The organism is Rhizobium sp. MHM7A, from assembly GCF_005862215.1.
Classification (GTDB): Bacteria; Pseudomonadota; Alphaproteobacteria; order Rhizobiales; family Rhizobiaceae; genus Rhizobium; species Rhizobium bangladeshense.
This window is the reverse complement of sequence record NZ_VCHT01000001.1, coordinates 83692-110597: the sequence shown is the minus strand read 5'-3', so window position 1 is coordinate 110597 and position 26906 is coordinate 83692. Positions and strand designations below refer to the sequence as shown.

Genomic DNA, 26906 nt, shown 5'->3' with positions numbered 1-26906 from the left:
ATCACATCCCCATCGCAGGCTGTTGCTTAAGTGACATCACAAAGTCTTGCAAGGCCGTCTGCATTTCTTCAAAAGGCTTCCAGGAGTTGGTGGAATAGGTCCTTCCACATTCATGTCCAATGTAATACTGAGTGAGCTTAATCACCTTCTCTGTCGTCCAGTCGTCCTGCTTTAGATCGTTTGCAAAGCGTTTCATATGATGCTTCACGAGCCCCAGAGATGCGCGAGTAACCATCAACCGCGTCAGGAAGCCAAGCGCCTTTTCACCGTTCTCCAAAGCTTTGATCTGAACTTTCACCTGACACTCAAATTCCTTCGCCTCCTCGATTGCGCTTTGCAGGTCCCGAACAGCTACCTCCGGTCGAATACTCTCGAACCGCGCTAGCGGGCCGTCATAATCTGGGAGCTTAAAATTGACGAAAAACTCTTTTTGCGCCAGCGCGAGCCGTTCGTCTATAAGACGCTCCTGATATAGGAATGCGGCGTGAAGATCACCCGCGTAGGCGACCGGAAACGACCGCACGCTCAACTGCTTCGGACTGCGACTCAAACACTTCATTGGGGAAGACGTCTTTCCCAATGATGATGGCGGCATGCGACTGCGGCGTTTCGAGGGGGACGATTTCTCCTTCAGGAGATATCCAGTAACCGAAGCGTGAAACTTCAAACGCCTGCATTTTGCGCCACTCCATCAAACCCGAACCAGGGTACACCTCAGTGACGCAAAAGACCTTTGGTTTTTAAGCGGTAGCGAATGACTCGCCACAGCCACAATAGCTTTGCGCCATTGGATTGTTGAAGACAAACTTTCTTTCCACATCGGTGTCTTTCCAGTCGACTTCAGTGCCGAGGACCTGCATCAGCGAAGTCTTATCGACAAACACGACGGCCCCATTCTTTTCCACCTTTGGATCGTGCGGGTCCAAAGTTTCAACAAAGTCGAAGACATACTTGTAGCCGCTGCATCCGGAAGCCTTCGCGGACAAGCGAACAACCTTTCCCGGGGTTCTCGCACTCATTTCACGAATACGGACAGCAGCAGCATCGGTCAGCTTGATGACGCTCATTTCAAAACTCCTCTTACCAGATTCCTGTCGCGACTTTGGCCAGTTCATTCATGTAATCCGGCACCCACGGCGGATCGAAGGTTAACTTTACACCCACTCGACCAGTCCCGGGTAACGCCGATGCAGCCTCGCCGATCCACCCTGGGAGATCACCCGCAACGGGGCAATTAGGGGAAGTCAAAGTGAGCAAAATGGACACATCACCTTTGTCGGAAACGCCAATGTCGTAAACCAGACCAAGATCGTAGACATTAACCGGAATCTCAGGGTCGTACACGTCTTTGAGACCTTCTGCCACCGCGAGCGGAGTGGCAATCTCAGCACCATCGGCAAGCGGAGCCCCCAGGGTAAACTCAAACGCTGTTTCCTCTTCGTAGGGAAGGGCGGCACGCATGGGGTCTTCACGAGGCTCAGAGCACTTTGCGTCGATCTCGTCCTGGGTCACAAAAAACATTTTAAAACCTGATGTGGAGCATCTTACTCAAGAAAGGAATTCCTGTATAATCCCTCAATCGAACCTTGGCAAAGGAATTGTCATGACTTTCACAATTACTGAAAGCGCCGCCTCAAGGATTTCCACCCTTGTGAATAAAAATGACCAGGATGGCTTCTTTCGTATCGCGGTGAACGGCGGAGGATGCCAGGGATTTGAATATGATTTCGGGGTCCGAAACGACGCTGCGGATGATGATGAGGTCTTCCCCGCTGGCGACGCGACCGTACGCATTGACAGAACAAGCCTGACGTTTTTGCTCGGTGGAAAGATCGACTGGGTTGAAACGCTGGCGGAGGAAAAGTTCGAGTTTATCAATCCAAACGCATCTTCGTCTTGCGGATGCGGCGTCTCCTTTTCGATCTAACGACTAAATCTCCGGCTGCTGCAGCATCATATCTTCTAGCTCATCCGGCGTCGGAAAATCAGCGACGGATGACAAGCCAAAATGTTCCAGAAGCAAATCGGTCGTGACATATGTTACCGCACGGCCAGAATCTGTTTTACGCATTGATGCTCGGACGAAGCCCGCATCCATTAAAGCATCGACCACACCTTTGAACAGCTTCACGCCACGGGCGATCTCTATCTCCTTGACCGTCACAGGCTGATTTAGAGCGATAAAGCACAAGGTCTCTACTGCGGCTTCCGTCAGTCTACGCCCATTGCCCCCGCCAACCTGGCTCAGCGCCTTTGCAGCGGTCTTGGAGGGCAGCAGAGACACTCCGACGGACTCTTCGACAAGGCTCATGCCCCGACCTTGCCAGTAACGGCTCAGCTCCCCCAAAGCAGCTGCAATATCTGCATCAGGCAACAATTCGGCAAGCGCCTCTACCGAGACCGGCTTACTGGACGCAATGAGCAACGCTTCGATTTGTCCGGCGAGAGCACTCATCGACCACTCATCAACAGCTGTCTCACGCCAAGTCCCTGAGGGTTCAAGAACTCCGGCATCCGGACAACGGTAACATCCACATTGACCGCCTGGTTGTTAGTCATCGGCTGTTTGGTCTGCGGATCAAGTCGCGCCGAACGATATGTAATCAGCATCGGAAAACGCACTCGCCACGCGTAACGATAGACCCCATCAGGCCACTGAAAATTCGCGGCTTTGATAATGGTACCGGGACCAGTCGGAACGGCAGTCGTGACAGCTCCCAAACCAATAACGGAATTCAGCATCCCCGCCGTCGCCATTCCCTTCTCGTAATTTTTCCAACCTTGCGCCGTCATCGCGAACTTCGCTTCCTGAAACTGGGCAGGGTAATTCACATAATCGAACGTGTTGAGACGCGTGACCGCGTCGATTGCCCATTTGATCACAAACTCATCCGGGTGATTTGGTTTCGAGACCGGGACGAGGTCAATCAACTTTCCTGAGGTATCGGATAGGACATAGCGAAATTGCGTCTGCTTTCCGCAAACAGCATAGAGCCCACCGAAAGTAATCAAAAGCATCAACAAACTAAGCGTGACAATTCGCGCCATAATATGGAGACGAACATTTGAATACCAATGGCCCGTCAAAATAGCGGCGGCGGCGAAATCAGCCGATGGCCAAGTTTTTTTCTCTGTCATCACGATTCCAATTTAGTTGACCAGCCCGGTTATTTCCTTGCCATCTCAGATATAGCGCGGAAATTCTTTTTATATTACCGCAGATTTCCTTGAATCGCTCAAGGCAGCGAGCAATCATTTAATTACGGACAGCCGCGAGAACTCCTTTTGCTTAAAGGAATTCATCGAGCAGGCCGCCATCAAATCAACGCTGGAAACGCGATTTCCAAAGGGAACCGAGGTGCTCACATGCTTAAGAAATTGAACAAGATTCGCGACTTCAAATATCAGATCGCAGCCGCCATCGCCGTCGGCGCAATGGCACCCGCAACCGCTCACGCCGATGGCGGCACCGTTGGCACGATTGCAGACGGCCTCATCACTCAGTTGAGCAGCGTCGGCAAGGTTGTTCTCGCAGGCGGCGCTATCGCCGGGATCGTCCTGATGATCACCGGCCTGATCAAGCTGAAGCAGGCGGCGGAAACCCAGGGACAGCAGGTCAAGTATTCCGAAGGCCTGTGGCGCTGCGTCGTAGGCGCAGGCCTGATCGCAATTCCAGCACTGAACGGCGTCCTCGCCCAGACGGTCGGCTTCGGCGCTGACGGCGGCGCGTCTCTGACGGCAGGCGGCGGCCAGTCCTTCTAATTACAGGAATAAAAGGAACGATCATGTTCAAGAAAGTCGAAAATATTCGCGATCTGAAGTACGCCATTGCAGCCGCCATCGCCGTCGGCGCAATGACACCCGCAACCGCTCACGCTGATGGCAACAACATTGGCGGCATTGCCGACGGCCTCATCACGCAGCTCGGCTCCGTCGGTAAGGTCGTTCTTGCAGGCGGCGCGATTGCCGGTATCGTCCTGATGATCACTGGCCTGATCAAGCTGAAGCAGGCCGCTGAAACGCAGGGGCAGCAGGTCAAGTATTCTGAAGGCCTGTGGCGCTGCGTCGTCGGCGCTGGCCTGATTGCCATCCCCGCGCTGAACGGCGTCCTCGCTCAGACCTTCATAGGCGCTGATAACGGTCCGCCCCTTTCCGCAGGCGGCACGGCAACGTTCTGAGGGATAACACCTCGACACCTGGCCAGTCTCAATCGTGAGGCTGGCCAAACTCCTTTGCAGACGGATTGACAATGAAGCGCCTCCAATTTTATTTGCTGACCGTATTTCTGTTCTCGGTTGGATCGAGTGCTTACGCATCATCGCCGGACGATACCGGCAGCGGGGCAGCATCGACTGTTGGCGAAGCGCTCAAGAACCTCATTACCGACGTTTGGAACCCAATCCTTCTGCTCATCACAATGGGAGCAGGCATCGGGGGGATTTTCCTTCTCATTCGCGGCCTTGTAAAAATGGCCGCAGCTGCGCAGGATCGCGGCAACGGCTCCTACGGAAGCGCTATTGCCTACATCCTCTGCGCCGCGCTCCTAATCGCTCTACCGGAGTCGTCCGGTATGGGAATGACGACGTTGTTCGGTGACGCGGGCCGGTCCAGCCTGCAGACCGCCGGTCTCGACTATGACGACAATGGAATATCAGACAATCTTCTTTCAGCCTTAACGGGAGGAACAGCGGCAGTCGGCGGAGTTCAGAACTGCCTGTCAGCCGATCAGCCCGCAGTGTGCATGTCCTCCAATATCGCCCGCAACGTCATACCAATGGCGGTTATGGCGCTATTCGCTTTGACCTTCCTGGCTGGCCTCATTATCGCAGGGACGACGATCTTGCAGTGGGCGAAGTCCACGGAACGTGGACAGGGAGATGGCCGATCCTACCTCACGCGCATCGTAGCTGCCATCTTCCTTATGAATGCGTCGGTTCTTTTCAGGATCGCCACAAAGACCGCGATGGGACAGGACTCACCTGTTACTGATCTCGGCCACATGGTGGACGCAAGCTCTCCTCTTCTCGCTTATAAGACCACATCGACCAATAGCGTCTTCGTGGCCTACTCCCAGCTGCTCAGCAATGCATTCGTCATTCTGGTATTCTTTGGAGCCTGGGCCTTCGTGCGTGGCGTCTTCATGTTCAAGGGCGTTTCAGAAGGAAAGCAGCAAGGCTCATACGGCATGGCGTTTACCTACACCATCGCTGGCATCATGCTTGCAAACGCCAAATTCTCCACCTGCTTGATCCTCGGTACGGTCGGTGGCGTCGATGCAGCAGTCGATTTCTGTACGTGATGAGACTAAGCGCGACGGGCAACAACTGCTTGGTCGCGCTCTTCCGGATAATCGAACTGCCTGATCAAGCCCTCTATGTCAGAGGGCTTTAGATTTTTCTGGCGTTGCCGAAAATATTCTTGGACAACCTCGTCCACGTCCGCTTCCGCAATTTTCGACTTAACAACTTCAGACATTCGCAATTCCTCATGCCGCCCGGGCAATTTCGCTCAAAATTTCTTGAAGAGATCAGGCGGCCTGCAGGCGTTCCGCACGTTTTGCTTCGAAGCTTATAACATCAGCAGTAGTCGTCACCTTGTGACGGCAACGGTAATCGAACATGTCTGGCAAGATCGCGACGCCTTCGGACTGGAAACAAATTCTCAATTCCGATTGAAGCTCATCTCTATGAATGAAACCATGGTACGTCATCAGATAATTCGCGCACCAGTGTCCTTTTTCCTCGTTGAGAGGGTCGATTTTTCCAAGAGTGACGTTTGTATCAACAATACGATCCTGAAACACCTTGCGCGCTGCTTCCACGCTTACAAGACGGGAATCCGACAAAGCGCCGTAACCAATGATGTCCGTGACATACATCCAACCCATTGACGCCATGACCTGCTCGACAGGGACGCGACCCGGCCGCTTGAATTGACCACCGCAGGGCAGATTTACTGTATATTCCCAAGGATTTTTCACGCCAACCTGATGACGAACCGCATAAGCCAGGGCGCTATCCAAATCGGCGTAGGAGAATAGATATTCCCAGCGGACACCATCACGATCCTGAGAGAGGATTACCCAAGGCCTTGCCTTGTAATCAGGGTTAAAACCGACCCTAAGAGACCCGCCCATAGGCTCCACAGAAGGAACTTCGAAAAATCCATGCTTCTCAAGGGTGACGTTGAAGGTTGTCATGTTCGGTCTCCGGCAATGCGATGTTCACGGATTAGCAACTAACAATTCCTTGGGTCAAGAAAGAATTTCGCATTTTTACAAGGAATTCTTTCGCGACAGGAATTCCTTGTATTTTTCCCACAGCCGAATTTCCCGCCATCTAAAGGAGTTCTCGGGAAAATTCAGCCGCAACTCCTCAGATCAAGTTGCAGGGACGTCCGGAAATGCCGGAAACAGCCCGATAGAGAAGCTTCCGAGCGACGTGGCTGGCCAACAGATCGGCCAGGCCGTCATGCAACGGCCCCGGCAGAGTATCGATATCGACCCAAAGGCTCGCCTGAGTCTCGTCGCCCAGGGTCGGCTCGAATTCATCGTCGACGACAGCAAGGAACGTATCGAATTCATGGCCTTTCAACTCATAGTGATGCAGGTGATCCAGCACACCTTCGTAGACCAGGCCCGACTCTTCTTTCAGTTCGCGCCTTGCCGCATCATCAGGATGCTCACCGTACTCACACTTGCCGCCCCACGGTGCCCAGGTGTTCGGAGCAGGGGAGTCCGGCGAGCGCTGGCACAAAAGAAAGCGACCAGTACGAGCGGCCATGACCATGGCACCCGCGCTGCGACGAACTCCAACTCGTTCAATGTAATGACTTTTCATTCAAGCGACCTCAATGTGTCTACACCCGGGGTCTTGGTCGAGTTCTCGAACGGAACCGTTCCACGGTCGTATGATCCAGCAAAATCAACGAAGAATGCCGCCGCAAAACAGAGAACAAACAGGAAGCCCAACACGGACAACACCTTGCTGATCGGGCTCGTGACAAACCCAAAAATTCGCTCAAGTACGAACCAGCTCGCGGCTCCGATCAGAAATGCGAAACCACCATTTTGAGCGCTGGCCCAGCCCCAAAAAGCGCCGATGTATCCGGGCAAATCGTGAAAGAAAGTGAAATCCATCTCAAACCCCGAGTGAATGCAGATGAATTTTATGATGTCCGCAGGAATTCCTTTGGTCAAACACTCGAACAAGGAATTCTTGTTTACGCTTCGCCCTGACGAGCCTGAACGTAAGTCGCCGCCTGTTCCATATCGAGGGTCATCAACTTCGAGACCCCCTTCTCAGCCATGGTGACGCCATAAAGCCTGTCACATTTCGACATGGTGAGAGAACGGTGGGTGATCACTAGGAAGCGAGTCTGCTCGCCAGCCAGTTCTTCGACGAGGCGCGTCAGTCTGTCGATATTTGCGTCGTCCAACGCCGCATCGACCTCGTCAAGCACACAAACCGGAGCTGGACGGATCAAGAATGCCGCGAAAATCAGGGCGAGGGCCGTCATTGCCTGCTCACCACCCGAGAGCAGCGACATGCTTTGCAAGTTCTTGCCCGGAGGTGAGGCGAAGATTTCCAGCCCGGCCTCTAAGGGGTCGTCCGATCCGGACAACTTCAAGAACGCGCGCCCACCACCAAAAACTCTAGTGAAAAGGTCTCTGAAATGCCCGTCGATGGCCGCAAACGCCTCGATCAGCCGCTCGCGACGTTCACGGTCGAATGCGGCGATCTGATCCCTTAGACGCTTCACGGCTGTCCGCAATTCATCCCTGGCGGCGTTCGCCTTACCCAGCTTCTCCTCAACCTCCTTGAGCTGTGCTTCAGCGAGAGGGTTTACCGCACCGATGGCCTCGCGACGTTTCTTGAGACCATCCACACGGCCGTCACAGGTTGCGACATCAGGAAGCTCAGCATTCTCCTCGACACCAGCGACTGCCGCCAGCTTGTCGGGCGATAAATGCAGGCTTTCTTCGATGATCCGGACCAGCTCTTGCGAAGCCTCCTGGGCCGCCTTGATCTCGGCGACGATCCGCGCGCGGTCTTCCCTTCGTGAGCCAAGCTCCTCCTCAGCCGTCTTCACGGCGACCTTGGACGCTTCGACAAGAGCCTCACACTCCTGCGCGGCTCTCGCTGCCTCAACCAGCTGCACCGAAAGTTCTTCGAGGTGCTCGTTGGCCGCAGCCTCATCCTCCGGCAGGCGCTCGATCAATTCCTGAAGCGAAGCTTGCTCGGCCTGATATTCAACCTGACGCACCTCCAACTCAGCAATGTGCTCTCTTGCGTGAACGATGCGCCGGTCGAAGTCGACGATCTTCTGCTCGATGGAGGCCAGCCGTTCGACACGAACTTCAGCATCGCGACGAACCTTCTCAAGTTGCCGCCTCCGACCTTCGTACTGCTCTGAGATAGCTTTCTGACTGCCCTTGAGCACAAACACTTCCGCCTCGACAGTATGGATCGATGCGAGGCCCGCACGCTGCTCGTTCAGCCGAGCCATTTCTTCCTCAAGCCCGATAATGTCGATCTCGAAGGACTCCGAACCTTCTTCAAGCGTTTCAATCAGGGTCTGCAGCGACAAGCGCTTGGTCTCGATTTCGGTTTGCTTTGCCCGGGCATCGGCAAGCGCTCGACGTGTTGCGTCCGCCTCTGCTCCGACCTGCTGTTCCGTCACCGAACAGTGCTTCGCCAGCTCCTGTGCTTTTGAAAATTCCTCATTCGTCCGCTCGACAACCTTTTCGGTCTCTTCCACCTCCACCTGAAGCTCACGAATCCGACGCTCGCGCTTCATCTCCTCAGCCTGGTAGTCGTCGACCGTGGACCGGAAGCCATCCCATCGGAAGCGTTTGCCAGAGGTCGTCACGATCATCTGGCCTGGCAGAAGGCCCTCAATGAGCGCCAGGGCGTCATTTTCATTCTCGACAACCCCAACAGCCCCAAGGGAGGCGTGTAGCTCCTGAGGCGCGTTCACGTGCCTCAGCAATGGCGCTGCGGCATTCGGCGGACCCTGTCGGACTCCCTGGACATTCCAACTGCGATCACCACCGCCTGAAATGGTCGCATCCATTTCCCCTGCAAATGCAGCCGCGAAAGCGAGATCATACCCATCGGCCACGGTAACAGCTTCAGAAATGCTCGCCGATTTTTGTCGGGAAGATATCAGTAGCGAAAGCTCAGACTTCATAACCGACAGCTTCGTCTTGGCAGCGGTCAGGACGGCGGAAATTTCCGACATCGATACGTTTGCTGCTTCCTTTGCGGTAAATGCCTGTGCATGCTCCTCATTCAGCCGCTGCAACAGATCGGCAAGCCTGACAAGCTCTTCGTCCGTTGCCGGAAGCGAGGCAAGCTCTGAACGGGCGGACGAAATCCTTTGTTGATTGGCCGACCGTTTTTGAAGGACAGTCTCCTGCCGACGCTGAAGGTCAGAGATAGCCCTCTCAGATGCTTGCCACTCCACCTTGACTGCAGCGAGCTTCCCGGCACTTTCATTCAGTTTAGCCGTTACCTCGTCAAGTGACTGCTGGGCATCGAGGAGGTCAGCCGTAGCCTCCTCCAGGAGAACGGTATCGTACTCCTTGTCATCCTTGATGACAGTTTGCTCGTCCTTCAGCCGCAGGAATTCCTCGGCAGAATCCCCGATCTCCTGCTTGCTTTTCGCCAGGTCAGAAATGGTTCTGGCTATATTGCGCTCAGCTGCTGCGAACTGACGACGGGCGGCCTCTCCCTCTTTTCGCAGATTGTCTATCTTGGCCAACGCAAGTGCATGCGCCATTTCCGCGTCTGTGCGCAGCTTCAGGGTCGGTGCAGACCGCGCGGCCAGCCCCTCAAGCTCCACCTGCCGGTGGATGTGAGACGTCATCAAATCTTTTATGACGGTCTCGATCCTCTCGTGCTCCTGATTGGCAGCAACAAGCTTCGCGGAAGCATTCCGCCATCGCACGAGAAAAGCCGTGGCCTCGGCAGCCCGGACCAACTCATCGACTTCCTGACGAAACTTCGCCTGGCGGGCTTGGCGGCGCAGTGACGACTGCTGATCCGAAAGCCCCTTTTCAAGGTTCTCAGCCTGCTCCAGGTTCTGTTCCGTAGCCCTCAGCCGCAGATCGGCTTCATGACGGCGGCTAGCCAAACCAGTGACACCAGCCGCCTCTTCAAGGACCTGCTTGCGATCCAGAGGCTTGGCACTGATGATTGCAGCGACCTTACCCTGCGAGACCAGAGCCGAAGACGACGCCCCTATACCAGCATCCTTGAATAGGACGCGGACGTCCTTCGCCTTCACCGGCTTGCCGTTGACCTTGTAGGAGCTACCTTCACCGCGATCCAGACGGCGCGACACCTCCAGAACGTCAGCATCATTGAACTCGACAGGAGCGGTACGATCACTGTTGTCGATGATCGTCGTGACTTCACAAGCCGCTTTCGGCGCGCGTAAGTCGGTGCCACCGAAGATCACGTCGTCCATGCTGTCGGCGCGCATGCTCTTTGCCGATATCTCACCCATCGACCAGCGAAAGCTCTCGATGACGTTCGACTTGCCGCAGCCATTTGGACCGACAATACCGGTCATCCCGGGCGCGATATTCACCTCGACCGGGTCCGCAAAGCTCTTGAAGCCAGCAATCTTAAAACCAGTGATCTTCAACGAAGGTCCTCAGCACTTCACTTGGCGGCGAGCGCCCTTGCGTCTCGCACCATTGCACCAAGGTCGTCATAAGCAGTCGCAGCCGCGCCGCGCAACATGCCATTGCTGCCTGCCACGAAAACGAAAGGAGTTCCGTTGATCTTCGACTTCGTCGCCGTTTCCAGAGTCGCAGCAACACGGCCAGCGACAGCCTTCGCCAACTCATCATCATCGACCTGAAGCGCGCGACCAAGTAGCTCACTACCCTTGACCGGACCAAGGATTTCTACAACGGTGCGATCAATGTCGTTGTTTTTCATGCCCGGGTTCATTGCCATCAGCTTTGAATGGAACTTCGGGTATTCCTTCGGGTAGAGCACCGCAAACACGCCACCGACCTGCGCGGCGTAATGACTGCTGTCCGCCAGGATCGGCATTTCACGCAGGACCAGCTTCACATCAGGATTATCACCGACAAAGCGAGCCAGATCGGGCTCAAGCTTTTTGCAGTACGTGCAGTTCACATCGTAAAAATAGAAAATCGAGACCTTACCTTCGGCATTTCCGAAAACCGGATAGCCCTCGGAAACCGTGATCAGGTCCTTGTTTTTGAGTGTCGTATTGCGATCAGCAGTCTCTCGATTGCGCTGTTCTTCAGCGCTATAAGCATTCACGGCATCGAGGATCAGCTTAGGGTTCTTGCGGATTTCGTCGCGAACCACCGCGCGGATTTGATCGATGGTCAAGCCTTCAGCCGGAGCAGATGGCGCAGTTGACGCCGGAATGTCGATGGATGTGGAAAGAGAAGTTTCAGCGCCCTGAGCAAACGCGATGTTCGTCGAAGCGATAGTGGACGCGAAAAGCGCGAGAGCGAACAGGGAGCGCATAGGAATTCCTTATCACAAGATATGATAAGGATAGGGTGAGTAGCGGAAGGAAGAAAGTCAATTCCAACTCACGAAAGTAGAAGGGGTCCGGCGAGAGCCAGACCCCGTTCCCGAATTAGGCGTTGCCGAGAGCAGCGTCCTTCAATGCCTTGCCAGGCGTGAACTTGGCAACGTCCTTTGCAGCAACCTGCATCTGCTCACCGGTCGCCGGATTGCGGGCCGTACCAGCAGGCTTGTGGACGACCTTGATCTTGCCGAGCGAGCCGAGTTCGACGTCCTGCTTCTGAGCGACCGCACCGAGTACGACTTCCGTCAGTGCGTCAAATGCCTTCTTGGCATCATTCTTCGAAAGGCCAGCCTTCTCTGCGAGTGCGTCGACGAGTTCAGATTTCTTCATTGCTTTACCCTTGTTGGTTGAAATGGGGAATTATTGGATTACACGTTTTTTTCCTTAGTGCAACTCCCCATGAAAAAATGTCAACAGAACGAACGGAGCCATTTTTCGGCGTCCAGAGCGGCCATGCAACCCATAGCCGCCGAGGTCACGGCCTGTCTGTAGTGCGGATCGGCCACATCACCCGCCGCGAACACACCTTCCACATTCGTCTTCGTTCTTCCAGGCTCTATTAAAATGTAACCTGCTGAATCTGTTGCGATTTTTCCCTGTAGAAATGCGGTTGCCGGATCATGGCCTATGGCAACAAAAACGCCGTTCACGGAAAGTTCTTTCACCTCATTATTACCCTGCGTTGACACAACCTTCACGTGAGTAACGGTTTGGTCACCATGGATCGAATCGAGTTTCGAGTTCCAGATAATTTCCACATTATCAAGTCGAGAAATTCTTTCACACAGAATTTTTTCAGCCTTTAATTCGTCGCGCCGGTGAATCAGGTAGACCTTTTTGCAGAGGCCAGCCAGGTGAATCGCTTCCTCAGCAGCCGTGTTTCCACCTCCGATAACAGCCACTGTTTGCCCCTTAAAGAAAGGGCCGTCGCAGGTCGCGCACGCCGAAACACCATTGCCATGGAACTTAGATTCGCCTTCCACACCGAGCCAGCGGGCAGTTGCACCCGTGGCAATGATGACGGCGTCAGCGGTCCAGGTCGCGGCGTCGCCAACCAGCGTGAACGGCCGAGCCGAAAAGTCCACATCATTGATGATGTCGTATTCGATCTCGGCACCACAGGCCACAGCCTGAGCTTCCATGTCTCCCATGAGGGCAGGGCCATTTACCGGTTGCGCGAAGCCAGGATAATTCTCGACATCGCCGGTAATTGTCATCTGCCCACCCACTGACAAGCCGGTAATGACAAGAGGTTTCAGTCCTGCACGAGCAGCATAAATTGCGGCCGTCCAGCCAGCCGGACCGGAACCTATAATGATGACCTGACGATGATTTTCCATTTTGTTAGCACTCCGTAACTTCCTCCCATCAGCGTGGGATCATAGTACGAAAAGTGCAACACAGGAGTTCACGCAGAACTCTCTTCCCTCTAAGGCAGCTTTCTCAGAAACGTAGCTGGACGAAACCATACTGTTGACTCGGCGTCCCAACTCCTCAACGCCCCACCTCTGGAAAATGTCGATGGCACATGAGCCGCGTCAAAATCTGAGGTAATCGCACGCCACGCCGCCGCAAAAGCCATCTTTGATCGCGCATGACGCTCCACGCCTTCTGGGCTATAGTCGCCAGCTTCCAACAGGTCTTCGACACCGTATCGCTCGCCGCCGTAGTGGGCGAGGGCCGCGTCGACATCGTCATCACCTCTCAGAACAAGCACGCGAGGCGATCCTATCACCTCAAACTCAAAATTACGGAGCTTGCGGCGGCCTTCATATTGCTTTGCGTATCGCGACCATTCACTTGTTTCATCTGCCTGCTTGCTCGATGTCCAAAAGCCCCAGGCAGGCTTGAAGAACCCCAATGGCACGTCGACGACCAAATTCTCATCGACGAGATCAGCCACCCACGAAGGCGACGCTCGGTGCATTTGAACTGAGAAGCTGACTGCTTCAGAATTTGAGGCCAACGTGTTCAAACAGATTCATTTCCTGTTGTGGCTTCATCTGAGCTACGGTCTTGCCGCCAAGCTGCTCTTCGAGCCTGAGGTTCTGTTCGAGATAGTTCTTTCCGTCAAGCCCGTCATCCAAAATGAGATGCTGATCGTCTTCATGAATGAAGTAGCGCTGGATGCTTTCCTGTTCCGGAATGTAATTGTTGAAGTCCGGGTTGTACTTCTTCATGGCGGCAATTGCCTCGTCCGGCGTTATCGGCTGGTATCCCCAGCTATCGACACCAACGTCAATCGACCGACCACGGCCAGGGAGCTTCCCATGTGTGTGCCCATAGAGGAGGAAGCTGCCGCTATACATGTAGTCCCAGGACAATGGCGCGAAGTGCGACAGAATGAACTTGCGACCCGGCTGCTTGACGATGCGGCGATCCTTGAAGGGCTGTTCCCAGGGATAGTTGCTGTCTTCAGCATCCGCAGACAAGGTTACCTGCAGGCGAACCGGCGTCGCCCAGGGGAGGCTCAAGACCTGTTTGGAGTCGTGATTACCCGGAACGAGGTGCTTTTGACCGTTTAGCGCATGGAATATCTTTCGCAGATATTTCTCGTCGCTCGAACCGGAGAAGTCGCCGACAAAAAAGACATGGTCCTTTTTGCCGACGCGCTTGTTATGACGCTCGATCAGTGCGTCATCCATATCTTCGACGGTTTGGAACGGCCGCCCGCGTTTCAGAATACCCTGATGACCAAAGTGCTGGTCAGCCGTTACCAAAAAATCGTCCATTTACACTCCGATGACGTCACGAACGATTGCAGACCATGCCTTGTCATACCGCTCGCCGTAACGCTCCTTCAACTTGTTGATCACAATACCCTGACCGGCCCTTGGATTCGCTTTTACAGCATCGTTATCGGCAAAGTCACGCGCGGCGGCGCGAACTTCATCGAGATCAACCTCCTCAGGCAGGTACGCCTTCAGTATGGCGATCTCGTGATGAATAGGACCAGAGTCGCGGCCTTGCCTGTCCCAGGTAACGACGTTCTCCTTGGCCGTGTTGATGCTCTCTTTCAGCACTTTAATCACGTCGAAATTCGTCACGCCGCGATCTTCAACCTTCGGGCGCTTCTTTGCGATACCTTCCGCGTCGGCAAGAACCACATTCAGGGCCGCGACCTTTACCTTATCACGGAGGTCGCCCGCCTCGTCACGATCTTTCCGAGCCGCGTCGTAGTCGGCTTTCATTCTCTTATAAATGTCGTCGCTCATCACTTAACTCCTTACAATAGGCAATCCTCCCCTAAAGACACGGAATTTCTTGGATCGTCAAGTGTTGACAGCGGATGGGCTGTTTTTATGCCTTATAGCGGAATTTCTTCCGGGCGCGCTCCAAGCCTGAGAGCCAGAACCGCTAATCCGTTGTCCACGAACCGGCGCGGCAGATATTTGATGTGATGAGGATTACATTCAACGATGGCAACACAAGCTTCCCGGCTTGTAGCAACACTCTCGTAGGAGACATCGGTCGACGTAACGACTTTCATGCGGCAGCTCCTTATGCAATAACTGGATCAAGCTTGAATTTCGGCTACAAGAGCGACAAGCCCACGTCAGCAAGCGAGCACCGATGATCGACATTTCAAAATTGGCTAAGGACGGCAGTTTTCTGTCATTCGACATTGAAGGCGATGGAAACTCGGGGCAGCGACCTGTCGAGCTATCTTTTTGCCAGTTCAACGAGAATGGTTTCGTCGAGGAGCATTATTTTCTGATCGACCCCGAGCGACCGATAAACACCTTTGCAATCAGCAAACACGGCCTGACGGATGCAATGGTTCAGGGGCGTGACACCATCCGCGACGTTGCAGAACGCATACGCGAATTGGTGAGCGACCAGATGCTCGTCGGCCATTCCTCGATAGATGACGTTCATCTGATTTCCACCGGCATCCCGGATTTCTTACTTCTACCTAAAGCGATCCTGGACACTCAACGAATTGCCCGTCGACTTGCCAAACTTCGTAAAGAGACGATACCGGAGGCGCTCTCACGTTTTGCTGTTTTCAATGGCATCGATCCACATGATGCACCTGCCTCACTGGCTCGGAGAGGTTTGCATTCGGCCTCTACCGATGCTTGGCTGACCGGCCAGGTCTTCAGAGCAGCGATGCCCCTGCTACCTGACGACTACACTTCGAAGAAGCAGTATCCGGAAATGCTGTCAGTCAAGGTTTCTGATGCGCGGCGCAGGGAAATCGAAGACAAACTCCTAGAACAAGCCGCGAGCATGAAGCCATGAACGAAATCACACCTATCGAACAGGTCACGGAGCGCATGCTGACATGGGGACGCAACTCCGCCCTATTCAGATTGAACCAGCGAGACATGTCCGAGCACGAGCTTTTTGTCGCACTCAAGCGCAAGGCGGGGACGAAGTTTCCCGGAATCACTGAGGAGTGCGCGCAGACGCTTGCCCAGCAGACAGTGTTATACTGCAGCGAACTGCGCCTCCTGAATGACAACAACTACGCAGAGGTCAAGGTCAGGAGTGGTGTGAACTCAGGGAACTCGCGAAAGCGTATTGCGATGAAGCTACAGGAAAAGGGGATCGACGTCGAAAAGGCCAACAATGCCCTCGAAGAGGTAGATGATGCCCGGGCTGCCATCATCTACTGCAGGAAACGTGCGTTTGGCCCCTTTCGACGGGGTGACGCAGACCAAGCTCGTCACAACAAGGAATTATCCGGACTGGCCAGGCAGGGATTCCCATTCGACCTTTCGAAAAAAGTCCTGGGCCTGAGCTTCGAAGATGCGAATGATGTGCTGGACGGCCACCTGACCCTGGATTAACAGCTTTTTGAACCTTTCAGCCGATTCTCCTACAATCTCTGACCAAGTAGGAGCGTTAGCTCCCGGGGAGATTGGCATGCCTGTTCGGGTCAATGATAAAGAATACGCACTTCGGAAAGCGGACTTCATCTGGGGTTTTGACAACGGTCATCGTCAGAGCATCAGACCGGCCATCTATCCGGCAGAGAACACACTTGCCCGGAAAGGAACCGAACTTGTCCGCGAAATCGCTCGGTGCGGTTGGGACATCCCCGAGATTGACGTTGAACTAACAACTGCCGAGTCCCGCAGCGGACAACTGTTTACTTTTATTTCGTCCATCACAATCCCACACAACGGGACACTTCAAAAACTCGGCTTCGATGTGAGTCTGAATGCTGCCTGCGACGGCGTTTCGACGAATTTCATCGATTATTTCCATGAGGTCGGCTCCGAGGACACTCACTACGGCGATAAGCTGGCAGCCAACAGCGATGAAGTGACCAAGTTCACACAGATGGTCGACCAAGCAATCGCCCTGCTTTCCGTCAGACCATCTGTGGAGGGGCACCTGGATTATCAGCCATCCGGAGATGGCAATCTGCGCCGCCTGCTTGAGATCGCGCCGATCCCCGCACCACAGATTTGCCCAACGCTTTACGCACGAGTCTCACCTCACCAGATCGAGCGCACCGCGAAGGATGGCTCCAGCCGTTTCTTTGGTCCCCGGTTGCTGCCGCTTTCCTCCTCCATCAACAAGAAAGGGCTCCACCCGAGGGCATTTGACGGTTTCATCTATGCCACGGCGAACCCCGACAAAACGCCTAGCAACGGCATCCACACTCCGAGTGGTGAAGAACTCGTCGTCGAAATCAAGCTATCAGACCTCAATGAAGTCTACGTCGTCGACGGCGCTCGCCGACTGGAGACAGAGATGGCCTACCAGGAACTCATGGAAAAGACAGGACGGGATTACCTCGAACCCGACGAAGCCGAGGAAATTTTCACCTCGATTGCTCGCACCATGGTCCCGATGACAGAGTACCGTGGCGGCTTCCAAAACCCCACATATCTCATCGGTCGATGCCTGCTTCCAGGTGAACCACGCCTTGTTAAGGGGCCAACGGAAGTGCTTCGATCCGACGATGGCATCGAGGTCAAGCTGATCGACAACAAATCTGGACGCAAAATCAGCCTTCACCAGTATCAGGATGCAAATGCCGCAACGATGGAAAGGGCCGCTGCCCTGGCTCAACGGGTCGCGACAGAACTCTCTACTGAAGCACTTATCCCGAAGTTCATGCTCTCGGAGATCGATGCCGACCGGCGCAAGAGGTATACCAGCTTTGTGGAGAGCCAACTGAAGTCCGGAGAGCGCTACGAGATACTCGATCTGTTGCTAAGACCCTCAGCCAGGTGACATCGAACTTGTCATTGCCGCTGGCTTCAACCGCTCAACGATCTTGATCCGCTCAGGCAGCCACACGACTGCGTGCAACTCACCACCCTTGGGCCGGATCAATCCATCGTATCCGGAAGCGATGTTCACCGCGCGCAGGAACTCCGCTTCTCGCCCCTGGTAGAAATCGTTCGACAAGGCATTGAGCCCCATCAGGGTATCACCTTCAATCGTCGTCGCGTATGTTTTCACCGCGAATCCGATGACCTTTGCCTCACCTTCGTAGTCGACGTCACCAAAGTTCATCAGAACTTCGTCGAACTCCGACGACGCGCGCATGATCTGCTCGATCTGACTGAAGGTGAAGCCACCTTCGAGAGGCAGTGGGTTAGTGATGTCAAACTCGGCCACCACGACAACGCGATCCTCATCGTCCCCAGCCTTCAAGGCGTAGTTTTTTGCCGTATCGAAATTGTCGGTGAAATAGAAGCCGCTCCCAAGCTCATCGTTTCCGCGACCAACAAAGGCAGGATCGAAGGTTTCAAAATCAATCGGGGTTCCGTGGTACCAGGGCATGTTCCATCTCCATTTCGACCGACCATGCACTGAAGGCTGAAGAGGGACAAGCCTATCCATTGCCTCAAGGCCGATCTCCTTCTGACCCGCTCAACAAAGCAATCCGCTGCATTCCTCTCTGACGCCCGTGCAAGAGATCATTCAAAACCATCTTGGCATCCTTACCTTCGAGAGCCGCAACGTTCGATGGGAACCACTGCGGCTCACCAATGTTCACGAGGCCCACATATGGTAACTGCCGACCGACGGACGACAATTCCTCGATAAACGCCAGCAGTTCACCACGGCCATCGCCTAAAAGCCAATCATCAAAGCCGATCTCAAACGACCGGATGTAGGCAACCTGATCCGACAAGCACTCAGCCAAATCTTCCATGGAAATTGGAGCTAGCCATGAACCAGGACGAGCAATCAAACGGTCAATCGGCTCAAAATGCCGAGCGAAATCCAATGGCGTCAGCTTTTCCAGCTCTGGAAAATCGAGCTTCCCTATCGATACCAAAACTGGAGCAGAAAGCCTGTCGCGGCCAAAGTATGCGGAGTTGTTCCTGATTGCCAACGCGATCTGAACCCCTTTCACCTTCCAAGACACTAAAATGTAAGCCCGGCGCAGTTCCAAATACGTCACTGCATCAGCGAGGACAAAGCCTGGACCAAACAGATCGCGATGTGGTTCTTTCAAGTCAGAATCAGGATAACGATCCGTGTCCCTGACGAGCTTCCGAAACCCGTAGTGCTCCAGCAACGACTCTCCTGCAATACTCATTGCCGCGAACCGCCATGCTGAAAAACCGTAGCCATACATCATTCCCGCACGCCGCACCGCTTCCAGCGTCGAAAACGTGTTCATCCAGCGAAACACCGTCCCATCGACATTATCAGCCAAGACTTCCACACCCGAAATATCGGATATCGCCCGCGAAAGGCCAAGCTGACCATTAGACACTTCAGCGGGCAGGGTAGGGGCGGGCTTGTACGGTATCTGCCGCTTAAACTCAGATGCCGCAACCTGCTCCTCGATAAAGGAGTTCAACCGATCCTCAAGCTCAGCTAGCTCGACAGCGGCATCCGACGCGAGAGGTTGACCAACTCTTCTTCTCAGAAGCACATCAATCTCTTCGATATGATCCGCTGCAAGATCGAAACGACCGCAATCGCAGTCGACCTGCCTGCTTTGCGAGACAGCTACTTCCGGCACGCCCAGAAGACGGCAAAGGCGGAGTACGTCCGACTTCCAAAGCCGAATAATCGGCTGCAAGCTGACTGCCATTGATAGGTTGCTGTAGGTTCCCAAGGCGTCTTCCGTCGCGTTGCGAGTTCCCACGACCCAGTAATTCTGGGTTCCATCCAGCATTTCCGTCTTCGCGGCACCAGCAAGAGAAATCGCGAACAGTTTTGCCCAACGAGCATGATCGTCGAGGTCTGCCCCCTGTGCGTCTACCAACACCTGAGCCTGTGGTGCGACGGATCGAAGCCATGGAATGATCTCGCGAGCCACCCACCGATAAGAGGGCGTCAACTCCAAAATCTTGGCAAGTCGTTCAGGACCCACATCAGGGTCAGGAAAGTCCCGACCGAAATGAATACCAATCACCCGCTCCGGCCGTCCACGTCGACGGAACGCCTCAGCGCAGATCAGAAAGGTCAAAATAGAATCCGTACCGCTGATACCCACGACAAAGCCAGGGGCAGCCTTTTGATCGATCAGGGTGCCACACCATTCAACCAAGGTCTCAAATTCAGCAATTCCTGCAGAAGACAAATTCACGGCGGACTCCGATCCTGCAACATGAGCTTTTGCTGCATCGAAAGATTTTTAATTCCTTGGCAAGGATACGAGCTGCCAATTCTATTGACTAGCTCAAATTTTCAGCGAACATTTCCATAAAGGATTTCCGGAGAATTCCTTTAATAATGTTCGGAACTGCACAATCCGGAAATCGCTCACACAAACGAGAGTCAGAGAATGGATTTAGGTACCATTATCGTAGGTCTGGTAACTCTGGGCATATTTGCCCTCTTCGTCGGTTTCATAGCGTTCGCGAGCCGACCAAGTAAGCACACTTCCTCGCGCGATGGACGACGTTCGGCTGGAGGAACCTCATCTAGCGACGGCGGAGATGGCGGGTTCTATTATGGCGGCTACGACGGCGGAAGCGATTCCGGCGGCGGTGGTGATGGCGGCGGCGGTGGCGACTGAGCTACAAAGCGCTTCTCAAACGCGAGCCCACATGCTTAAAGAGGGCACTGTTACTTCGATGTGGTGCCCTCATGAAAAAGATGTCGTTCGAACAATTTGCTGTCTCAGATGCCCGAAACGAGCACGTTCGAGAGAAGGGCATCACGATCTATGTGCGTAGGCCCAATAGACATGCTCATAACGCCGATTTTGAACTCGCTACCTTCAACGCGGATAAGCCAGGCAATGGCGCGCTCACCGCTTTCATGGACAAGTACGGCGACAAATACACCTTCTACATTGAGAACATTTTAGAGGATCGCCTCGTAGGCTTCTTCCAGAAACGCGGCTACAGGATCATCGGAGAACACATCGACGATCCGGATCGATGCATGATCTCGGAGCAATGCCACCATTTCAAGGATGACATCCCGGCGCGGAAAATGGGTTTCTGAAGCATCACCGTGGATATTCGAGGGCAGGCGGCCTACCATATGTCACGTTCCAAAATGCTTACGCGAGGCCTCAATGATCACCGTTCAGAAACTGAAGTTCCAAAACGGGTTCCTGACGCCTCCCGATGTGCTGCCACCGAGTGAACTGATTAGCTCTGTCCTACCATAAACATTCCAGAGGACTTTCGCATGGAACCCCTGACCGAGGATCAATTGGGAAGCCTGACGGCCATCGGAAATGAATTCTGGAGGGCGTTCTCAGAACTATGCAACGAACACATCGAGAATGGCTAGTCAGCGCGGCATCCCCGCTGACTACGCTGAAATGTACCTTGGCGAAAAAACAAGCATCTACGGCAGGAAGACACATTAACCTCCGGTCAACTCAGGCCATACGAATAGCGACCTGAACTCAAACGTGGGTGAAAAGTCTGCTGATGACGTGAGCCACTTCCACGTCGGCGAATATCTTCGCGACGGCTATGAGGAAAAGTGGGAAGCCAACCTTTAGTTTGACAGGAGCGTCAAGCGCTTGGCGATACCCGGTCATCGAGCATCACGGTAAGTGTTGCCATGGCGTCTCGGTAGTTGAACTCTCGCGACGCCCCTGACACTCATACTTCAGCCCCGCCGAGACATGTCATGAAACAGCCTCACGCATCCGGCAGCGGAGACACCGACCGTCACACCAACTCTTATCACACTCGTTCACCAGGGTGTGACGATGAGAGAAAAGAGAGTGTCGCGAAGTTTCGCGATAGCACTTTAAATGACTCGAAGCCGATAAGCTCAGTTATCGCCGGATCGAAAAGCAGATGTCATGTCACTTCGACGGCTTGTCCGCCTGCTCCTCTGCGTCGACTTTCGCGATGGTCTCACGAAGCCTCGCGCTGTACGCATCCATGTCCACCTTGCGAATTTTTGCACTATACGGAGCACACCAAGTCTTGAACCACATCGCCGGGTTGATGGTCCGGTAAATGCCGTCACGTCCGACTGACCAGGCGTAATCCTTGCACTCCGCTGTAATTTCCTCATCCGAGCTGTAACGGAAAATACCAGCACTGTTCGTATTGGACATCAGCGCCCAGGATTGAATGCCAGCAATAGCAAGGCATGCGACACCCGCAATCCTTGCCTTAAGTGCAAAAGAACTCTTTCCGGAAACATTAGTGAACATAACGACCTCGCGATTGAACAGGAAATCCATACAGAAGGAATTCTAACAACCCCATAACCGACTTGGTTAAAAAGCAGTTCAGAGATTCACAACACCTTGATCAACCAATTAAATTGTCCGTTAAGGGTCCTCCTTGAAGCAAAATTAATTGCGCCGCTGATAAGGAATTAATAAGCGATAGAAGGAGATACGAATGAGCGACGCAGGAAAAGCCACGGCAGCTGGTATGGTTATGTCAGCAGGCATCGCAAACGTAGCTGTTGGTGGCGTGTTGGCAGGCGGGGAAGCCACCGGCCTGATCATTGCTGCGACTCGTCGTGCTGTACAGGCCGGTTTCCAGGGCTGGGATGTTGACGGCAATTACGTCTGCTCGGCCTTCGTTTTCAACTTCCGTACCATGGAAGTGTTCGACGGATCGGAGACCCATTCCATAAATGACATCGTCAAAACTCGCTACCAGGACAACATGTTCCAGCTCTATCTGAACGGCCGGGTTCAGCCCAAAGTGATCGCCGTCGGAAACGAACTCAGGGGAGAGGCAATCCACCGCGTGATCGAGGCCATGTGGAACGGCGAGGCGTTCGAGCCAGACACCTCGCGCCGACACCCTGGCTCCGAACTCCGCCTTCGATTGCCCGGTGTCGGGACGCTCATCCGATACGGCGTTAGATCGGCCATCCTCGGGCTTATAATGTCCCTCATCATCAAGACAGGTCTTGATCCAGATGGTTATTTCACCTTCAGCCAATGGAAGACAGGAGCCATCGTCATCTTCTCAGCATCGATGGCATGGCGACTGTTGCGCCCGATCAAACTGCCCAGTTGGAAAGCGCACGCTCAATGAGGCGTGCCAAAATAAGTCCGGCGCTTGTCGCCGCGCATTCCAGAGCCGATCTGTCGGCGGCGGGCACCGTCCTCAACAGCCTTCGATCCTGACGCAGCCCGCTTTTGCAACATGGCGAGGAGCGCGACCACCCCTGGGAGGGGAATGCCGATCAGTCCACATGAAAATTTCATCCCACAACTGTCTATCGGGTTGAAATCCGGTAAGGGCATTGGCAGTTGCCCGCGAGTTGGGAGTTTCGCGTTGAAATCTGCTTGGGCCGGAGGCTTTGCAGATTGACCAGGAAAAGTGGCTGCGTTCTGAAAGAGGGTGCCAGTCGCTGAAATCATATGCTGTCGGTACGGGCCCGATTGAGGCCTTGCTTGAATCGAATGGAGCAGCGCAAAAGTTGCCAGATGCACTGTTCCATTCGATCAGTTCGGTCAGTCACTCTTAGTGAGCGTGTAGGTGTATGGTCGCCCAAAGGTGGTCTTATAGGTGCGCGTCATATCCACCGATTGTTCGGTCCAGGTCTGGCCATCGTCAGAATAAAACAATTGACCCAGTGTGGCTCGGTACAGGGGATAGCCTGTTTGAGTAGCAACAAGATTGTCTGAACCTGCTGCGACCACTTTGTGAACGCGCACCTTGCTGGTGAACGTATACGTCATTTCAGCGGTAATTGGGCTCTGCACGAGGTTACATGCAGAGTTAGCGCAGATGTAGAACAATTGAGTGTTGGCCCCCGAGACAAGATATGCCGGGGTACTACCGATTGTGCTTGACGTCACAGTCACGGTGGACGGCGAGGTCAGAACTGTATCCGTCACGTCGTACATGTGCATTTTGCCAACGAGGTTGTATCGTTGCGAGGATTGCGTCGACGTTGTGATTACAACTTTCCAATACTTGTGAGCAGGGCCGCCAAGCACGTACATACCGACAGTGGTCGACCCCTTGGCATTGTCCGAAAGGTCAGTTGCCGTAACGGTGACGGTGTAAAGGTTCGCGTCCACATCCGTAGTGCCAGTCACCAAGCCGGTGGTTGGATCGTAGGTCAGCCCTGGAGGCAGTCCTTCGAACGAATAGCTGACCTGTCCGAATGCTTCCGTCACAGTCGGAAGAGAACCGGTGTAAGCTATTCCGCTTTCAGCGTTTACAGGCGCGTAGGCCACAGCAACGCTTACCGATTCTATGTCGAAACGCTTGCTTGCCGTTCGGCCAACTTCGTCAGTCGCCATCACGTTGACGGTGAGATCGCCGTCGGCGTTTGCCACAATGTTCATCGTTGCCGCAAGTTGATCCAACGTTACGGTTCGGGCGACTCCGCTTGAAGAGGCGATCCTGTAGGTTACATCGCCGAGGGTGTACTGGGCGTTTACCGGGATGTCTTTCTTTTCAACGCCAGCATGAACTTTGAACGTTGTTACAGGTCCGGCGACGAAGTCAACCGCCTGGCTGGGAACAATATAGAACCAGAAGGGTGCCGTGCTGTCCGTCTCGCCGCGAGGGGAAGTAACGGTCATCACCATATCCTTGATGAGGACCGGTGCCGTTGGCGTGCCAGAGATCGTTCCAGTGGTTGGATCAAAAGTCAGACCATATTGGGTCAAATCATGGTTGATCGCGAAGGTCGTGCCCTTGAAAGTCCATGCCTTGGACGTCTCATAAACCTTTACGGTCGGCGAGTAAAACGAAGCTGTTCCAACAGTGCCGAACGCAACCTTGTTCTGGTCTGGATCGATTATGTCCGGAAGCGCAGTCGCGGGATCGATTTTGATCGAAAAGACATTGGAGCTTTGCTGATCGCCGAACGCATCCTTGCCGACAATCGTCAGGCCCGGGTATTCCTTGGGCTCCTGGTCGACGAGGCCGGTTATCGTTCCGGTTGCCGGATCGACGTCAATTCCACCAGGCCAGGTGCCAGCCCCCTTTCGGTAGGTCACAGCGCCAATCGCATAGAAGGTATCGACCGTTCTGTTAAGCGCATCTCCCTGGTTAGTCAGAACCTGGGTCGGCACGATGATGTCGAGGAACGGCATAACCTCAATCGTCATAGGCTTGGAGGTCAGTCGGTCCGTCTCGTCGGTTACGAACAGATCGAAGTCGATCATCTGCGTCGTCGTGAACTCGCCGTCGATCACGCCTGTTGTCGGGTTGAGATTGATCTCAGGATAGGTCGCAAGATCGTAGGAGTAGAAGCGGACGGCACCATAGGTGTTGCCCGTTACCGGCAGTGTTGATGTGAAGGCGAAGCCGGGCTTCGTCTTGATATTCTCGGTTTCGAGTATGATCGGATCACTGCTCGAAATCACCTTGAAGGTCAACGAGACAGAGGCTGTTGCACCAAGGCTGTCGGTTGCCGACACGGTAATACCCGAAAAGGTGCCGATCATGTCGGACGTGCCGCTAAAGGTGACCTTGCCATCGGCAATGGCGAAAGTCACGCCCGGAGGCAGGTTATCCGCTCCGGAGACCGACCAGTCCGCGTCTGGGATGGCCCTGCCATACGGCGAGTTTTTAGGTGTCACCGTCGTTGCAGCATCAGTCGTGAAGACGACCATGCCTTTCGGGTTAGACGAAGCAACCAGCTGGAACGGCAAACGCGGCTCGACAGTCAACGAAACAGGGTTTGCGACTATCGAGCGACCGGCGGCGTCCGTGGCCCGGTAGACGATGTTATCGTAGGTGCCCAACGCCTCCGGATAACCAGTATACGCCAGCGTGTCACCATGAGACGGAGAAGCGACTACGTTCGCCGGGAGATCACCCTGAAGGCGGGTCCACGTCGGAGTGACACCGTAGGCCGCGTTTTTTATGACAGTTTTAAGTGTGGGCGTCGAGGTATAATGATAGAGCGTTTCGGCATCGAGCGTATTAGCAATCTCCAACTCGTCAGCTTCGGCAACCGTGATCGAAAACGGATCGGAAGTGGCCGAATTGTTTTCGATTCGGGTCGCGTCGTCCATCTTCCAGTAGGCGTCCTGATGATCGTCGCTAACAGCAATCGTCAGGTTGTCGAATTTGCCATGTTTCGACGGAATGCCCTTCAGCGTCAGTTTCAGCGTGTCGAAGACCAAGTGGTCGAGGGACAGTCGAGCTTCGGTGTCGGAGGCAGACTCAGTCGAAAGCTGCTTGACGGTTTCGACTTGGCCATTGTCGCCGTAGTGGATGTAGGTCGCAAGGCCTGCGGGGTTATCGTTGGCGTAGAACTTGTAGTACAGCTTGCCTGGCAGGTCGCCCAGCACAACATAACTGGCCTTGCCCATAATAAAATCCGCAGGGGAGAACTTGATGAACAGCGGCTCGTCCGGCGAATACTGCTTACCACCAACAACGCTGGACACTCCAGGCTTGGCAACCGGTGGAATGACGGTGATATCGAAACGCGGGCTGACGGCCCCCAATATCGTTCGATCATGATCGTCTTTGGCCTGCAGTCTCCAGAGATGGTTGCCAATGCCGTCGAGGTTGCCTTGGAGCTGACCGGTCTCGGTGTTGAACTCCAGTGTGTCTGGACGTGGCTCGTTTAACAGCTCATAGACGGCCGTACCAACGAAGTTCGATGGCGTCTGTACAGCCGTCTGGAAGGATTCCCCCTGACGCACAATCCGCATTTGCGAACCCGGGCTGGTTCCGATGTTACCAGCAAGCGTTCCCCGCACCTCGAAGGTCTCGGGAGAAGCAGCACGCTGGTCAGCGTCCTTCGGGTTGGCGATCACGGTCCAGTCGCCGAGGGACGTCGGCGCACCGGTCAACTTGCCGGTAATGCTGTCCATGTCCACGCCCTGAGGGAGGCCGGACGCGGAATAGTCAATCGGTAGGGAGTAGGAACCGGAAAGCTTCGGCACGCCATTGCCTATGACCGGTTCTGCCAACGTAAGAGACGATTGGGACAGCTTATAGATGATCCGGTCGGTATACTCGATCTTG

Annotated in this window: 31 protein-coding genes; 9 read left to right on the top strand and 22 right to left on the bottom strand. The window is 54.3% G+C overall.

Annotated elements, in window-relative coordinates:
- Position 1: 1 nt before the first annotated feature.
- From FFR93_RS00575 to FFR93_RS00560, 4 genes are all read right to left on the bottom strand, one after another.
- Positions 2 to 523 carry a hypothetical protein gene (locus FFR93_RS00575; protein WP_138391392.1) on the bottom strand — a complete coding sequence of 174 codons (522 nt, stop codon included), beginning with the start codon at positions 521 to 523 and terminating at the stop codon, positions 2 to 4.
- Positions 492 to 677, bottom strand: a complete 186-nt coding sequence (locus tag FFR93_RS00570; RefSeq protein WP_138391391.1) for a hypothetical protein — start codon at positions 675 to 677, stop codon at positions 492 to 494. Before FFR93_RS00570 ends, FFR93_RS00575 begins: the two co-directional genes overlap by 32 nt.
- A 63-nt stretch (positions 678 to 740) precedes the next feature.
- On the bottom strand, positions 741 to 1067 hold the full coding sequence (locus tag FFR93_RS00565; protein ID WP_171049008.1) for an iron-sulfur cluster assembly accessory protein: 327 nt from the start codon (positions 1065 to 1067) through the stop codon (positions 741 to 743).
- A gap of 13 nt (positions 1068 to 1080) precedes the next feature.
- Positions 1081 to 1521: an iron-sulfur cluster assembly protein gene (locus tag FFR93_RS00560; RefSeq protein ID WP_138391389.1), complete on the bottom strand. Its 441-nt coding sequence runs from the start codon at positions 1519 to 1521 to the stop codon at positions 1081 to 1083.
- An 82-nt stretch (positions 1522 to 1603) separates the two neighbouring features.
- Here FFR93_RS00560 and FFR93_RS00555 point away from each other — a divergent pair, with 82 nt between their 5' ends.
- On the top strand, positions 1604 to 1927 hold the full coding sequence (locus FFR93_RS00555) for an iron-sulfur cluster assembly accessory protein (RefSeq protein WP_171049007.1): 324 nt from the start codon (positions 1604 to 1606) through the stop codon (positions 1925 to 1927).
- 3 nt (positions 1928 to 1930) lie between these two features.
- Here FFR93_RS00555 and FFR93_RS00550 read toward each other — a convergent pair whose 3' ends face one another.
- Positions 1931 to 2455: an SMC-Scp complex subunit ScpB gene (locus FFR93_RS00550; RefSeq protein ID WP_138391387.1), complete on the bottom strand. Its 525-nt coding sequence runs from the start codon at positions 2453 to 2455 to the stop codon at positions 1931 to 1933.
- The gene (locus FFR93_RS00545; RefSeq protein WP_138391386.1) at positions 2452 to 3138 is read right to left on the bottom strand and encodes a DotI/IcmL/TraM family protein; all 687 of its coding nucleotides are present in this window, start codon (positions 3136 to 3138) and stop codon (positions 2452 to 2454) included. The genes FFR93_RS00550 and FFR93_RS00545 overlap by 4 nt, the downstream gene beginning before the upstream one ends.
- A 228-nt stretch (positions 3139 to 3366) precedes the next feature.
- Here FFR93_RS00545 and FFR93_RS00540 point away from each other — a divergent pair, with 228 nt between their 5' ends.
- The 3 genes from FFR93_RS00540 to FFR93_RS00530 all read left to right on the top strand — a co-directional run bounded on the left by FFR93_RS00540 (position 3367) and on the right by FFR93_RS00530 (position 5299).
- The gene (locus tag FFR93_RS00540) at positions 3367 to 3762 is read left to right on the top strand and encodes a hypothetical protein (RefSeq protein WP_138391385.1); all 396 of its coding nucleotides are present in this window, start codon (positions 3367 to 3369) and stop codon (positions 3760 to 3762) included.
- A gap of 23 nt (positions 3763 to 3785) precedes the next feature.
- Positions 3786 to 4178, top strand: a complete 393-nt coding sequence (locus FFR93_RS00535) for a hypothetical protein (RefSeq protein WP_138391384.1) — start codon at positions 3786 to 3788, stop codon at positions 4176 to 4178.
- Positions 4179 to 4249: 71 nt separating this feature from the next.
- Positions 4250 to 5299: a hypothetical protein gene (locus tag FFR93_RS00530; protein WP_138391383.1), complete on the top strand. Its 1050-nt coding sequence runs from the start codon at positions 4250 to 4252 to the stop codon at positions 5297 to 5299.
- 5 nt (positions 5300 to 5304) lie between these two features.
- On the opposite strand, the gene FFR93_RS40580 is transcribed toward FFR93_RS00530, so the two are convergent.
- The 12 genes from FFR93_RS40580 to FFR93_RS00475 form a co-directional block, all read right to left on the bottom strand.
- A complete protein-coding gene (locus tag FFR93_RS40580; RefSeq protein WP_171049006.1) occupies positions 5305 to 5475 on the bottom strand; it encodes a hypothetical protein in 171 nt (56 codons plus the stop codon).
- Positions 5476 to 5527: 52 nt separating this feature from the next.
- Positions 5528 to 6199 (bottom strand): hypothetical protein, encoded by a 672-nt coding sequence (locus tag FFR93_RS00525; RefSeq protein ID WP_138391382.1) that lies wholly within the window; start codon positions 6197 to 6199, stop codon positions 5528 to 5530.
- A 175-nt stretch (positions 6200 to 6374) separates the two neighbouring features.
- Positions 6375 to 6839, bottom strand: coding sequence for an NUDIX hydrolase (locus tag FFR93_RS00520; protein WP_138391381.1), 465 nt, complete (start codon positions 6837 to 6839; stop codon positions 6375 to 6377).
- Positions 6836 to 7138 carry a hypothetical protein gene (locus FFR93_RS00515; RefSeq protein ID WP_138391380.1) on the bottom strand — a complete coding sequence of 101 codons (303 nt, stop codon included), beginning with the start codon at positions 7136 to 7138 and terminating at the stop codon, positions 6836 to 6838. Before FFR93_RS00515 ends, FFR93_RS00520 begins: the two co-directional genes overlap by 4 nt.
- A gap of 83 nt (positions 7139 to 7221) precedes the next feature.
- Positions 7222 to 10653 carry an AAA family ATPase gene (locus FFR93_RS00510; RefSeq protein ID WP_138391379.1) on the bottom strand — a complete coding sequence of 1144 codons (3432 nt, stop codon included), beginning with the start codon at positions 10651 to 10653 and terminating at the stop codon, positions 7222 to 7224.
- 17 nt (positions 10654 to 10670) lie between these two features.
- Positions 10671 to 11519 carry a thioredoxin domain-containing protein gene (locus FFR93_RS00505; protein ID WP_138391378.1) on the bottom strand — a complete coding sequence of 283 codons (849 nt, stop codon included), beginning with the start codon at positions 11517 to 11519 and terminating at the stop codon, positions 10671 to 10673.
- 115 nt (positions 11520 to 11634) lie between these two features.
- Complete coding sequence (locus FFR93_RS00500) at positions 11635 to 11916, bottom strand: HU family DNA-binding protein (RefSeq protein WP_138391377.1); 282 nt, start codon at positions 11914 to 11916, stop codon at positions 11635 to 11637.
- 80 nt (positions 11917 to 11996) lie between these two features.
- Positions 11997 to 12926, bottom strand: a complete 930-nt coding sequence (gene trxB, locus FFR93_RS00495; protein WP_138391376.1) for a thioredoxin-disulfide reductase — start codon at positions 12924 to 12926, stop codon at positions 11997 to 11999.
- Between the two features lie 89 nt (positions 12927 to 13015).
- Positions 13016 to 13561: a hypothetical protein gene (locus FFR93_RS00490; RefSeq protein WP_138391375.1), complete on the bottom strand. Its 546-nt coding sequence runs from the start codon at positions 13559 to 13561 to the stop codon at positions 13016 to 13018.
- Positions 13536 to 14318: a metallophosphoesterase gene (locus tag FFR93_RS00485; protein ID WP_138391374.1), complete on the bottom strand. Its 783-nt coding sequence runs from the start codon at positions 14316 to 14318 to the stop codon at positions 13536 to 13538. The genes FFR93_RS00490 and FFR93_RS00485 overlap by 26 nt, the downstream gene beginning before the upstream one ends.
- Entirely contained in the window at positions 14319 to 14801 is a 483-nt protein-coding gene (locus tag FFR93_RS00480; protein WP_138391373.1) for a GatB/YqeY domain-containing protein, read from the bottom strand.
- A gap of 92 nt (positions 14802 to 14893) precedes the next feature.
- Positions 14894 to 15076, bottom strand: a complete 183-nt coding sequence (locus FFR93_RS00475; RefSeq protein WP_138391372.1) for a hypothetical protein — start codon at positions 15074 to 15076, stop codon at positions 14894 to 14896.
- Between the two features lie 83 nt (positions 15077 to 15159).
- On the opposite strand from FFR93_RS00475, the gene FFR93_RS00470 reads away from it, so the two are divergent.
- From FFR93_RS00470 to FFR93_RS00460, 3 genes are all read left to right on the top strand, one after another.
- Complete coding sequence (locus FFR93_RS00470) at positions 15160 to 15831, top strand: 3'-5' exonuclease (RefSeq protein ID WP_138391371.1); 672 nt, start codon at positions 15160 to 15162, stop codon at positions 15829 to 15831.
- Entirely contained in the window at positions 15828 to 16382 is a 555-nt protein-coding gene (locus tag FFR93_RS00465; RefSeq protein WP_138391370.1) for a regulatory protein RecX, read from the top strand. Before FFR93_RS00470 ends, FFR93_RS00465 begins: the two co-directional genes overlap by 4 nt.
- A 76-nt stretch (positions 16383 to 16458) precedes the next feature.
- Complete coding sequence (locus FFR93_RS00460; RefSeq protein ID WP_138391369.1) at positions 16459 to 17781, top strand: hypothetical protein; 1323 nt, start codon at positions 16459 to 16461, stop codon at positions 17779 to 17781.
- Here FFR93_RS00460 and FFR93_RS00455 read toward each other — a convergent pair.
- Positions 17770 to 18336: a DUF3990 domain-containing protein gene (locus FFR93_RS00455; RefSeq protein ID WP_138391368.1), complete on the bottom strand. Its 567-nt coding sequence runs from the start codon at positions 18334 to 18336 to the stop codon at positions 17770 to 17772. The two genes, FFR93_RS00460 and FFR93_RS00455, sit on opposite strands and share 12 nt — an antisense overlap.
- Before the next feature lie 64 nt (positions 18337 to 18400).
- A complete protein-coding gene (locus FFR93_RS00450) occupies positions 18401 to 20104 on the bottom strand; it encodes a hypothetical protein (RefSeq protein WP_138391367.1) in 1704 nt (567 codons plus the stop codon).
- A gap of 503 nt (positions 20105 to 20607) precedes the next feature.
- Here FFR93_RS00450 and FFR93_RS00440 point away from each other — a divergent pair.
- Positions 20608 to 20970 carry a hypothetical protein gene (locus FFR93_RS00440; protein WP_138391365.1) on the top strand — a complete coding sequence of 121 codons (363 nt, stop codon included), beginning with the start codon at positions 20608 to 20610 and terminating at the stop codon, positions 20968 to 20970.
- An 823-nt stretch (positions 20971 to 21793) separates the two neighbouring features.
- Here FFR93_RS00440 and FFR93_RS00435 read toward each other — a convergent pair.
- Positions 21794 to 22180 (bottom strand): hypothetical protein, encoded by a 387-nt coding sequence (locus FFR93_RS00435; protein WP_138391364.1) that lies wholly within the window; start codon positions 22178 to 22180, stop codon positions 21794 to 21796.
- A 163-nt stretch (positions 22181 to 22343) separates the two neighbouring features.
- Between FFR93_RS00435 and FFR93_RS00430 the strand changes: the two genes are divergently transcribed.
- On the top strand, positions 22344 to 22994 hold the full coding sequence (locus tag FFR93_RS00430; RefSeq protein ID WP_138391363.1) for a hypothetical protein: 651 nt from the start codon (positions 22344 to 22346) through the stop codon (positions 22992 to 22994).
- A gap of 422 nt (positions 22995 to 23416) precedes the next feature.
- On the opposite strand, the gene FFR93_RS00425 is transcribed toward FFR93_RS00430, so the two are convergent.
- Positions 23417 to 26752: an Ig domain-containing protein gene (locus tag FFR93_RS00425; protein ID WP_138391362.1), complete on the bottom strand. Its 3336-nt coding sequence runs from the start codon at positions 26750 to 26752 to the stop codon at positions 23417 to 23419.
- Positions 26753 to 26906 lie beyond the last annotated feature (154 nt).